Source organism: uncultured Lamprocystis sp., from assembly GCF_903933125.1.
Classification (GTDB): domain Bacteria; phylum Pseudomonadota; class Gammaproteobacteria; order Chromatiales; family Chromatiaceae; genus Thiodictyon.
The window spans coordinates 1-11,888 of the sequence record NZ_CAIZIZ010000525.1; the positions used below are offsets into that span (position 1 = coordinate 1).

The following is an 11,888-nucleotide window of genomic DNA, read 5'->3' on the forward strand; positions in this document are numbered from 1 at the left end:
CTACGCTTATCCACCCTACAGAACCTGCTCCGCTGTAGGGTGGATAAGGCGCGCCGCTCGGTGTCAGGACCCCGGCACGGAGGTCGCGCGCGCCGCATCCACCTTAGGGCAGCGCGATGTCGCCCAAATTCGGAATTGCTGCCGAGCAGGACCATTGCACCGACACCTTCCTGATTCGCGAGCCCGCGTTGGTCGAGGAAGGTGTGCGCTCGCTCGTCGTCTTGCCGATTCATGTCGGCGGTGAGCCGGTTGCTTGTCTCAACCTGGTGAGCAAACAGACCGGGAAGATCGGGCGCCTGACGGTGGACGCATTGGAAACCCTCGCCCGCCAGTTCACACAAGCTTTGGAGCGCCTGTCGGTCGAGTCGGAGGCCGCCGATCACCGGGAGAACCTGGCGGGCCTGTTCGAGGCCATCGCCGACTACCTGTTCGTGCTCGACCTGGACGGCCGCATCCTGCACTACAACCCGGCGGTCGCGAAGGATTTGGGTTACGGCCAGACCTTGCTTGGCCAACCGGCCTGGGTTCTTCACCCGCCCGAGGTGCACGCCGAGGTGCGGCGCCTGGTTGCCGAAATCCCGCATGGCGCCGGCCCGAGCGGTCCCTTACCGATGCTCAAGGCCGATGGCGGGCGCGTCCTGGTGGATATCCGCGCGACGATGGGCCGCTGGAACGGTCGGCCCGCAATCATCGGTATCGCGCGCGATATCAGCGAGCGCAAGCGGATCGACGCCGAGTTGGAGCAGCACCGCCATCGGTTGGAGGATCTGGTCCTCGCGCGCACGGCGGCGCTGGAAGCCACCAACCGGCAACTGGCCGCCGCCAAGGAGGCGGCGGAAGCCGGCAATCGGGCCAAAAGCGCCTTCCTGGCGAACATGAGCCACGAGATCCGCACGCCGATGAACGCCATCCTCGGACTCACTCACCTGCTGCAGCGCGAGATCGTCGCGCCCAAACCCCGTGAGCGGCTGGCCAAGGTGGCCGGCGCCGCGCAGAACCTCCTGCGTCTACTCAACGACATCCTGGACCTCTCCAAGATCGAGGCCGAATGCCTCGATCCCTCGCCATCACCGCCAACGCCTTCGTCGAGGACCGGGCGCGGTGCCTGGCGGCGGGGATGAACGACTTCCTCGCCAAGCCCTTGGAGCCCGAGCAACTCTTCGCCACCCTGCTGCGCTGGCTGCCGCCGCCCGATGAGGCTCGAACTTAGGTGATTTCCGGGAAAGCATCTACCGCCGTGTAGGGGCGAATTCATTCGCCCCTACAACCCAACAGGCTTTCTGCGCATGCGCAGTCGGGATGCCTATTCACGGAAATCGCCTTAGTGACGGGTCAGAAACAAGTTAAACAACGGGTACAATCGTTGTCGTTGTCGTTGTCGTTGTCGTTGTCGTAATCGGATAAGCGATTCAAGTTAGGCATGAGCAGCCGATGCCGATCGGGTTTCGATTCGCTCCGTCGCTCGGGCGTACAAGGCTGTCAAGCGCTTGAAAGGCTTCGATCGCCACGCACGGGACCAATGCATACTCGCGGGGATCATCAACCGAACGCGATTACGACAACGACAACGACCGAGACGCCGAAGGCGTTCCCTAATGGACTTGTTTAGCTTATTAGTGAACGGTTCCTTAGGGGCGACTAAAGTCGCCCCTAAAGTGTCAGATGCTGCTTGGCCTGCTCCAACTGCGCATGGTAGAGCCGGGCGTAGGTGCCCTTCTGGTCCAGCAGGGCCTTGTGGGTTCCAACTTCGCTGATCCGCCCGTGCTCCAGGACGACCAGCCGGTCCGCGCGGCGCAGGGTGCTCAGGCGATGGGCAATGGCGATGGTAGTGCGGCCCTGGGTGAGGTTGTCGATCGCCCCCTGAATCTCCCGTTCGGTCTCGGTATCCACCGAGGAGGTCGCCTCGTCGAGGATCAGTATCTGCGGGTTGGTGAGCAGCGCGCGGGCGATACTGATGCGTTGGCGCTCGCCGCCGGAGAGCGACTGGCCGCGCTCCCCCACCAGTGAATCGTAACCGTCGGGCAGGCGCAGAATGAACTCGTGCGCGCTGGCGGCGCGGGCGGCGGCGATGACCTCGGTGCGCGTGGCCCGCGGGCGGCCGTAGGCAATGTTCTCGGCGATGGTGCCGAAAAACAGGAAGGGCTCCTGCAGGACGATGCCGATGTTGCGCCGGTAAGCCTCGACCGGGAACGAACGGATGTCGTGACCATCCACCAGGATCTGACCCTGGGCCACATCGAAGAAGCGGCAGATGAGGTTGACGAGCGTGGTCTTGCCGGCGCCCGTGTGACCCACCAGCCCCACCATCTCGCCGGGATCGATGGTCAGGTTGATGTCGTGCAGGACGCGCCGCGGTCCGTAGTTGAAAGAGACCCACTGGAACCTGATCGCGCCGCGCACCCGCCCCGGCAGCACCGGCTGGTTCGGCTCCGGGACGCTCGGCACGCGGTCCAGGATCTCAAACACCCGATGGGTGGACGCGGCCGCCCGCTGGATCGCGCCCACCAGCCGGGACAGCGCCTCCAGTCGAGCATAGAAGCGCCCGATATAGGCGACGAAGGCGGTCAGCACGCCTACCGTCACGTTGTTCTGGCCGGCCTGCCAGACCCCGAAGACCCAGACCACCAGTAGACCCAGATCGGTGAGCAGGGTCACTGTCGGCCCGAAGAACGCCCAGACGGTGTTGACCCTGGTGTTGGCGGTCACCACCCCCTCGTTGGCCTGACCGAATCGTTCGATCTCGCGCTGCTCCTGGGTGAACGCTTTGACCACCCGAATGCCGGGGATGGTGTCCGCCAGCACGCTGATCATGTCCGCCCAGGCGCGGCTGCCGCGCTCGAACCCATGGCGCAGCCGGGCGCGCACCCGCTGAACCAGCCAGGCGATGATCGGGAAGGGTGCGAGCGTGACCAATGCCAGCATGGGATCGATGGAGATCAGGATCACGGCGACCATCAGGATGCTCAGCAGGTCGTTAACCAGATCAAGCAGACTCACCGACAGGAAATTGCAGATCCGATCGGTGTCGCTGCCGATGCGCGCCATCAGATCGCCGGTGCGCTTGCCGCCGAAAAACTCCAGCGAGAGCGCTTGCAGGTGGGTGTAAGTCTGACCACGCAGGTCGGCGGCGATCCGCTCGCTGACCACCGACATGACGAAGGTTCGTCCCCACCCCAGCAGCCAGGCGAGCAGGGCCGCACCGCCGAGACCAAGCAGATAGAGGGTAGCCAGGTGGTAGTCGAGCGGGGCGCCGGTGCTTTGATGCGGGATCAGCACCTCATCCAACAAGGGCATGGTGAGATAGGGCGGGACCAGGCTCGCCGCGGTACCGCCGAGCATTAACGCGAAACCCAAGCCGATCAGGCGCGCGCGCGGACGGGCGAAGCGGACCAGACGCCAGAGTGAGCGCCCGGGCGGGGGCAGCGGCGGGGCGGCGCAAAAGCCACACTCGGCCTGCGCGGGCGGAATGACGGCACCGCAACTCGGACAGATGGTCCCGTGATCAGCGTCCGCGTCGGGCCGGTCGCCATGGTGTCGGCCGATGGCGGCAGTACAGCGCACGGCGAACTGTTGTGCCGCCGCATGGCGAGCGGCCGTATAACGCCAGGAACTGATCCGCTCCCCCGTTCCCAACACGTCGAGAATGCCGGCACCGCCGCGATGACCGGCGCGCACGCGCGCCAGGTCGGCGAGCGACCAGGCATCCCAGGGCGTACCGGGCGCCGCTGCCGGGTCCAGGGCCAACAGCCGTTGATCGGTCAGGCAAACCAGGCCGGCAACATAGTGGAGTTGCTGATTCAGGTCCGGCTCGAACCAACCGAGCGGACGTTCGTCGGGACCCAGTTGGCCCGCGAGCTCGGCCGCGCGCGGGTGGCGTGGGTCGTCCGGAGTAGCCTTCGCCGGGGCGCCAGGGTCAAAGTGAGACGTTGCGTTGGCCACGAGACTGCATAGTGATTAAGGCAAGCGGATGGTCGTCAACCGACCGGTTGACGCCAATGGTCGCACTTTGGATGGGGACTTGACCAGGATGGGCAGGGGTTTTCAGCCGCTTCGTGTCCTAATTTTTACGCTGATCGCTCGGTGCCCGATCGGTTGTCGACTGCCATGACGCGCGTCCCGTCCCGCGGATCTCGACATTGCGCGACGCCCGTCATAGTATCCGCATCCGTCCTCCCTACTCCCACTCCCGCCCCGAGCCCGTGCACCGCTCGTCGCTGTTGCGGACCATGGAGGGTTGAGCGCGGGTCTCGCGGCGGGCGCGAGAGCAGCGACGTTTTCTGATGCCCTGGAACCGCAAGGGGTTGACCGATGCCCGGTCGACGATCCGATGCGCGACCGGAAGCCCTCGCCCGTACGATCAAGTCAGTTCGGATCAAACCGTGGAAATCCGCAGAGTGCGCGCGTTGCTCGGCCCCAACCTCTGGGCCGACGTACCGATGGCCGAGATCTGGTGCGACCTGTCCGATCATTCGCCCGACGACCTCGCGGCGGCCAGCCGGCGTTTGCGCGCGCGGCTGTCCGATCTGTTCCCTGGCCTGGACCTCCCCCGCCGGCCATCAGCGGATCAGGGACACCTCAAGCATGAGCAATGGCTGGCGCGGGCGCTGCTCGCGACCATCGTGGAGCTTGTTGCCCGCATCAGTGAACGACCCGGGTTCAGCCAGGTTCGCCGGACCTCGGAACGCGGAATCTATCGGCTGGTCTGTCAGCTCCAGGACGGGCTGCCGCCGCAGGAATGCGCCGCGGTCGCCGTCGCGCTCTGCCGGTCCGCACTCACCGATACCGCCTACGACCTCCAGGGCAGCCTGGATCGATTGCGCACCCTGGCCGGGGACGCACGGCCGTCGACGACCTGCGCGGCCCTGCTGAGCGCGGCGAAATCACGCGGCATTCCGGCGCGCCGGCTCGCCCACAACGTGCTCCAGCTCGGCTATGGCGCCCGCCAGCGGCGCCTCCAGGGCAGCACGACCGACCGGAGTGCCGCCGCGCAGCCGACGGCAACCGAGCGCGACTTACTGCGCACCCTGCTCGCCTGCGTCGGCGTCACCTGCACGGATGAACCCGCCGCCGGCCAGCACTACCGGATGCTTGTCGCCGGCCGCCGCGTCTTGGCCGCGCTCGCCTGGCAGCCGGGCCGCGACGACAACGGCGGGGGTCCCACGGTCACCGATGTCAGCCACCTGATTCATCCGGAGCTATGCGCCCGCGCGGTGGATTGCGCACGCGTGCTCGGCTTGGAGCGCGCGGAGGTCCGGCTCATCGCCGCCGACCTCACCCAGCCGCTGGCAGGCCAAGGCGGTCAGGTCAGCGAGGTGATCGCGAATCCGCCGCTGGATCGCTATCTGGAGGCTGTGCGCACGCGCTCGATCGCCGAGGCCTTCCTCGATACACTCTACCGCCCTGGGGAGAACGGCCGCATCCCGATCGTCGCCGTCTCCGGCACTAACGGCAAGACCACGGTCACCCGTCTGGTGGCCCATGGACTCAGCGTCTCCGGCCGCTTTGTCGGCATGACCTGCACCGACGGCATCTATCTTGCCGATCGGCGCATTGACACGGACGACTGCAGCGGCCCCCAGAGCGCCCGGCTGGTACTCCTGAACCCCGAGGTGGATGCGGCGGTGCTGGAGACCGCGCGCGGCGGCATCCTGCGCGAGGGCCTGGGCTTCGACGCCTGTGACGTGGCCGTGGTCACCAACATCGGTGAAGGCGATCACCTGGGACTCAGCTCGATCGACACCGTCGAGGACTTGGCCGAGGTCAAGCAGACGGTGGTGCGCGGCGTCGCCCCCTGGGGCACCGCCGTGCTCAACGCGGCCGATCCGCTGGTGGTCCGCATGGCGGATCACTGCAAAGGCAAGATCCTGTTCTTCGCCCGCGACAGTGCGCATCCCGTGCTCCTCCACCATCGCCGTCACGGCGGGCGGGTTGCCTGCATCCAGGGATCGGACCTGGTGCTGGCCGAGGGCGAGACGGAGCGGCTGGTGCTTGCGCTCGACCGCATCCCCCTGACCCACGGCGGCCGCATCGGATTCCAGGTGGAGAATGCGCTGTCCGGCGCCGCCGCCCTGTGGGCGCTGGGACTGCCCATGGAGGCGCTCTGTGCCGCACTGGAGACCTTCGGCACCGACCTGGACAAGAGTCCGGGGCGCTTCAATGTGCTGAGCATCAACGGCGCCACCGCGGTGTTCGACTATGGTCACAACCCCTCGGCCCTGCTGGCGATGATTGATGCCCTGGCGGTCTTTCCCCACCGACGGCGCATCGCCGTCTATTCCGCGGCGGGCGATCGGCGCGACGCCGATCTGATCCGGCAGGGCCAACTTTTGGGCCAGGCCTTCGACCGGGTCATCCTCTACGAAGACCAGTACGTCCGCGGACGCCAGCCGGGCGAAATCATGTCGCTGTTTCGCAAGGGGCTGGCCGCCGGCGACCGGGTTCAGGAAGTCGACACCATCCACGGCTGGCAAGACGCGGTGGAAGCGGCACTCTGGCTTGCCCAGCCCGGCGATCTGTTGCTGGTGCAGGCCGATTCGATCGATGAAACCGTCGCCTATGTCCGCACCCGTCTCGCCGAGGATCTGAGCCGCCGCGACCCCTTGTTGAATCAGCACGGATTCGCCGGCTCCGTGGGCACGGAGAACCCGGCGGTGCTGGTGCAGGCGTAGGGTCCGCTGCGCGGACCGACAACCGCTCCGCTATCCAATATCTATCCAATATCCACTCACCGCCAGCCCCCCGTTACTTCCCAAAATGCTTGAAATCCGCCGCCTCTGGGTCCTGCGTGGACCGAACATCTGGGCTCACTTCCCGGTCATCGAGCTGGAACTGGACCTGGGCGAGATCAAGGACACCTCCTCCGAGGCGATTCCCGGCTTCAACGACCGCATCAAGTCCTGGTTGCCGTCGATGATCGAACACCGGTGCAGCGTGGGTGAACGCGGGGGCTTCTTCCAGCGGCTGGACCGGGGCACTTACATGGCCCACTGCTTGGAACACGTGACCCTGGAACTCCAGACCCTGGCCGGTACGCCGGTTGGTTTCGGCCGGGCCCGCGAGACGCCGGAGGACGGTGTCTATAAGGTCGCCATCCGCTATGAGGAGGAAGCACTTGGCTGCGCCGCCGTGGAGAGCGCCCGCGATCTGCTGCTCGCCGCCATCCATGATCGGCCGTTCCCCGTGGCTGAGACCTGCGAACGGCTGCTCAATCTGTGCCAGGAGGTCCGCCTGGGGCCGAGCACCGCCGCCATCGCCGCGGCCGCCCGCGCGCGCGGCATCCCGGTCCGCCGGCTCAGCACCGAGAACCTGCTGCAACTCGGCTGGGGCGCCCGGCAGCGCCGCGTCTGGACCGCCGAAACCGACCGCACCAGCGCCATCGCCGAGTCGATTGCCCAGGATAAGGACCTGACACGGATGCTGCTGGACTGCGCCGGGGTACCGGTCCCGGTGGGCCGCACGGTGGCTGACGCCGACGCCGCCTGGGCGTTCGCCGAAGAACTTGGCGCACCAGTCGTGGTCAAGCCCCGTTACGGCAACCACGGCCGCGGTGTGACCGCCAATCTGAGCACGCGTGAGCAGGTCGTGCAGGCCTTCGCCGCCGCGCGCGAGGAGGGCTCCACCATTCTGTGCGAGCGCTTCATCCCCGGCGCCGACCATCGCCTGCTGGTGATCGGCGAGCGGCTGGTGGCGGCGGCCCGCCGCGAGCCGGCACAGGTGACCGGCGACGGCCGCTCCAGCATTCGGGCACTGGTCGACGCGGTCAACCGGGATCCGCGGCGCGGCGCCGGTCACGCGACCATGCTCAGTCGCATCGAACTGGACGGGATCGCGTTGACCATGTTGGCCGAGCAGGGTCTGACACCCGCTGCGGTACCGGCCGCCGGGCAGTGCATCCTGCTGCGCCGTAATGCGAATCTCAGCACCGGCGGCACCGCGATCGATGTGACCGATCAGGTCCACCCGGAGGTCGCGGCCCGCGCCGTGGAAGCCGCCCAAGTGGTCGGACTCGACATCGCCGGGATCGACTGCCTTGCCGCGGACATCGGCCGCCCCCTGGAGGAACAGGGCGGCGCCGTCATCGAGGTCAACGCCGGACCGGGGCTGCGCATGCATCTGGAGCCCTCGGCCGGGTCGCCGCGCCCGGTCGGCGAGGCCATCGTCGACTCACTGTTCCCGCCCGGCGCGGACGGCCGGATCCCCGTGATCGCCGTCACCGGCGTGCGGGGCAAGACCACCACCACCCGGCTCATTGCCCACCTCCTGCACGGCACCGGCGTCCTGGTAGCGACGGCCGCCGCCGACGGACTGCGCATCGGCGCGCGCTGCATCGATCCGCGCGACGCCACCGGACCAGGCAATGCCCGGGCCGCGCTTCAACATCCGCGCGTCGCCGCGGCGGTGCTGGCGACCGCGCGCACCGGCATCCTGCAGGAGGGGTTGGGCTTCGACCGCTGCCAGGTCGGCGTGGTCACCACGATCGGTGCCGAGGCGCCCTTGGGGCCGCGCGGCATCGCCAGTCTGGAGGATCTGGTTCGGGTTAAACGTTGCGTGGTGGAAGCGGTCTTACCCACGGGCAGCGCGATCCTCAATGCCGAAGATCCCCTGGTGGCTGAGATGGCCGAACGCTGCCGGGGCGCTGTCCTGTGGTTTGCCCGCGACCCGGCCCATCCGCTCATCGCCGCCCAGCGCGCGGCGGGCGGTCGGGCGGTAGTGGAACGCGACGGAATGATCCGGTTGATCGAGGGTGCGGCTGAGACACCGCTACTGGAGCTAACATCGGTCCCCATGATCGGGGACGGATGCGACGATCACCAGGTGCGCAATGCGCTGGCCGCCGCCGCCGCCGCCTGGGCACTTGGATTGTCGGCGGACCAGATCTGCGCTGGTCTGAGCAGTTTTCGCCTGGACCGCGACATCAAGCAGCCATGACCCCGCATCAGGAGAATTCACGCCTGCTGCGACTCGCCACCTATGCCTCGGTCGCGACCGCGACCCTGTTGATCGTGGCGAAGCTGGCTGCCTGGCTGGTCACCGACGCGGTCAGTGTCATGGCCTCGCTGATCGACTCACTGATGGACGTGGGTGCCTCCCTGGTGAACCTGCTGGCGGTCCACTGGTCGTTGCAACCCGCGGACAAGGACCACCGCTTCGGGCACGGCAAGGCCGAAGCCCTGGCCGGACTGGCGCAGGCCGCCTTCATCGGCGGTTCCGCCTTGTTCCTCGCCCTGCACGCGGTCGATCGGCTGGTGAATCCGGCCCCCCTGTCGGACATCGGCGTGGGCATCGGCGTCATGCTCTTTGCGATGGCGGCCACCGGCGTACTGCTCGTCTTCCAGCATCGGGTCATCCGGGCGACCGGCTCGACCGCCATCCGCGCCGACGCGCTGCACTACGCGACCGACCTGGCGACCAACTCGGCCACCCTCCTCGCCTTGATCCTCGCGGTCATGGGCTGGCCGGGGCTCGACCCGCTCTTCGCGCTCGGGATCGCCGTCTACATCTTCTACAGCGCTTTCCAGATCGCCCGTGAGGCGGTCGACCTGCTGATGGATCGCGAAATCGAGGAGCAGCACCGCAAGCGGATCAAAGAACTCGCGTTCACGGTGGCGGGAGTACGCGGTGTCCATGGGCTGCGCACCCGCCGTTCCGGCCATATCGCGGTCATCCAACTTCATCTGGAACTCGACCCCGAGATCTCCCTCCTGGAGGCGCATGCCACCTCCGATCGGGTGGAGGACGTCCTGCACACCGAGTGGCCGGACGCCGACATCACCATCCACCAGGACCCGGCCGGGCTGGAACTGGATCAGCGGGGGGATTGATTCCGGATGCCAAGCCGCCGCGGCGCGCGTCCATCATCCAGCGCTGACCGCCGTGGAATCCCCAAGCGAAGCCTGGACGACTTCTTTGCTCTGCTCTTGTTGCGCGGATGCCGCAAGGGCCGAGCCGGACGCGAATATCTGAAGCTGTTCGCGCGGCAGCCCCCGCTCAACCAGCCGGGAAAGCGCGCTGTCGACTTCTTCACGGTTGGCGAAAAAACCAGCGACATGATGACGGTATTCGTTCATTCGGCACGCGCGTCGGCGCCTTCGCCAAGGATCTGGATCATCCGCGCTGGCTCTATGTGCTGCCCAATGGCGATGTACTGGTCGCGGAGACCAATGCCCCGCCGCGGCCGGAAGACGACGAGGGCATCAAGGGTTGGGTCATGGGATTGATGATGAAGTGGGCGGGCGCCGGCGTGCCCAGTGCCAACCGCATCACATTGTTGCGCGACACGGATGGCGACGGGGTTGCGAACCAGCGTTCGGCGTTTCTGCAAGCGCTGAACTCGCCGTTCGGCATGGCGCTGGTGGCCCGCGCGCTGGTACCGGACTACGCCCTGGGGCCGCACACCGCGTCGCTCGGCTTGGCCTCATCGGTCGGCACCGTGTTGCCCCCACCCTTCACCAACGGCATGTTCATCGGCGAGCACGGCTCCTGGAATCAGCGACCACACAGTGGTTACAAGGTGATCTTCGTGCCCTTCGAGCGCGGCCATCCCTCCGGTACCCCCATCGATCTGCTCACCGGTTTCCTCAGTGGTGAGGGCAATGCGTTCGGCCGGCCGGTTGGTGTGGTGCTTGACCATCAGGGGCGCTGCTCGTGGCCGACGATGTCGGCAATGCGGTGTGGCGCGTGACCGCGGCCACTGGTGCGGCGAAGCCCATGGAGTCGAACTATCCGCCGCGGCTATTGCCGCGGCCTATTTGGTCGCAGGGGTTTCGTCCTTCGCGGTGCCCTGGACCTTAAGGGTGCTGAAATCGAAGGCGCGATAGGCCGGGCAGAAACCGAGGTAAGCGGTGGCGAGCAGCGCCGCGCCGATCAGTCCGCCTACCCCACCACTGCTGCGGGCGGCGCCAACAATCAGGAGGACGCTGAGCATGGCGCGGATCATGCGATCGGCATTGCCGACATTCTTTTTGGTGACATCGGGTGGCCGCCCGGCGCTCGTTACCGGTCGGGGCGCCGTTGGCAAAGCGGTTCCGCTCTCCGTCGTCGCCTGGTACGGGGCCGGCGGCACCGGTAATCCGATCGTGGGGTCTACTCCCAGTATTCTGACATCCCACCAAACCTCATGCGCCATCTCATGGGCCTGCGCTACGGATATACCCCGCCCCGTACCGAGATAGTGCTGGCGGATCGTTTCGCGATGAGTGGCCGTGAACACGTGCTTTTCCAGCCAAGTCGCATCCCTGTGCAAAGAGACCCAAAGGGCAGAATCGTTAGGGATGTCAAGAAAAAAGTCCTTAGGGTCATGCATGGTATTCGCTCCGAGCGTAACCTCGCTCAAGGAAGTGACGATAACGTCGGATGGCGGTCAAACAGAAAGATTAACCCTTTATGGGTCGGCTTCATCACAAGCGCGGCACGGACCCGCGCCAATCGCTCCGCCATCCTTTCCCGATCATACGGCGAGGCTACGCCGCGCTCGGCCGCTTCGGCGATCTCCTCAGTCGCATTAGTGATGAGTTGCAGGGATCTTGCACCGGAAACCTGCGCGTCGGGGGCGCGATGAACACATCGCCACTTTAGACCGGCTCGTCAGATTGTTCAGTGCCCTACCGAACACAAAAAATGCATAGGCGAAAAAATTTTTAAGCCTAAGTGTTCTGCCGCACCGAGTCCGCAGGTGGTTGGCGGTATGGTGACGATGAAGAAATGCAATAAATCGTTCCGGGTTCCGGTAACGTTTCAACACAATCACTGAAGCTCGACTTTGGCCATTTTTGCCTGAGGCCGGGCGCTGTGCACGGGTGGGCTGGACCAGGGCCGGCGGCTCCTGCGGAGGTGGCGGCAGCGGGAGACCGGCGGTATCGTCTGAAGTCGACCAAAACACCAGCCGTCAC

The 11,888-nt window shown here is 66.4% G+C and carries 8 protein-coding genes; 5 read left to right on the top strand and 3 right to left on the bottom strand.

Annotation, left to right across the window (positions count from 1 at the left end; genetic code table 11):
* Positions 1-116 precede the first annotated feature (116 nt).
* Positions 117-1,121: a histidine kinase dimerization/phospho-acceptor domain-containing protein gene (locus tag QZY03_RS28810; RefSeq protein WP_295587310.1), complete on the top strand. Its 1,005-nt coding sequence runs from the start codon at positions 117-119 to the stop codon at positions 1,119-1,121.
* Between the two features lie 529 nt (positions 1,122-1,650).
* Here QZY03_RS28810 and QZY03_RS28815 read toward each other — a convergent pair.
* Positions 1,651-3,939 carry an ABC transporter ATP-binding protein gene (locus QZY03_RS28815; protein ID WP_295587312.1) on the bottom strand — a complete coding sequence of 763 codons (2,289 nt, stop codon included), beginning with the start codon at positions 3,937-3,939 and terminating at the stop codon, positions 1,651-1,653.
* 440 nt (positions 3,940-4,379) lie between these two features.
* Between QZY03_RS28815 and QZY03_RS28820 the strand changes: the two genes are divergently transcribed.
* The 3 genes from QZY03_RS28820 to QZY03_RS28830 all read left to right on the top strand — a co-directional run bounded on the left by QZY03_RS28820 (position 4,380) and on the right by QZY03_RS28830 (position 9,821).
* Positions 4,380-6,668, top strand: a complete 2,289-nt coding sequence (locus QZY03_RS28820) for a Mur ligase family protein (protein ID WP_295587314.1) — start codon at positions 4,380-4,382, stop codon at positions 6,666-6,668.
* An 85-nt stretch (positions 6,669-6,753) separates the two neighbouring features.
* Positions 6,754-8,928, top strand: a complete 2,175-nt coding sequence (gene cphA / locus QZY03_RS28825; RefSeq protein ID WP_295587316.1) for a cyanophycin synthetase — start codon at positions 6,754-6,756, stop codon at positions 8,926-8,928.
* Positions 8,925-9,821, top strand: coding sequence for a cation diffusion facilitator family transporter (locus tag QZY03_RS28830; protein ID WP_295587318.1), 897 nt, complete (start codon positions 8,925-8,927; stop codon positions 9,819-9,821). The genes cphA and QZY03_RS28830 overlap by 4 nt, the downstream gene beginning before the upstream one ends.
* 33 nt (positions 9,822-9,854) lie before the next feature.
* Here the strand turns inward: QZY03_RS28830 and QZY03_RS28835 are convergent, their stop codons facing one another.
* Positions 9,855-10,067, bottom strand: a complete 213-nt coding sequence (locus QZY03_RS28835; RefSeq protein WP_295587320.1) for a hypothetical protein — start codon at positions 10,065-10,067, stop codon at positions 9,855-9,857.
* A 56-nt stretch (positions 10,068-10,123) separates the two neighbouring features.
* Between QZY03_RS28835 and QZY03_RS28840 the strand changes: the two genes are divergently transcribed.
* Positions 10,124-10,681 (top strand): hypothetical protein, encoded by a 558-nt coding sequence (locus QZY03_RS28840; RefSeq protein WP_295587322.1) that lies wholly within the window; start codon positions 10,124-10,126, stop codon positions 10,679-10,681.
* Positions 10,682-10,744: 63 nt separating this feature from the next.
* Here QZY03_RS28840 and QZY03_RS28845 read toward each other — a convergent pair whose 3' ends face one another.
* Entirely contained in the window at positions 10,745-11,302 is a 558-nt protein-coding gene (locus tag QZY03_RS28845) for a DUF2892 domain-containing protein (protein WP_295587323.1), read from the bottom strand.
* Positions 11,303-11,888: the final 586 nt, after the last annotated feature.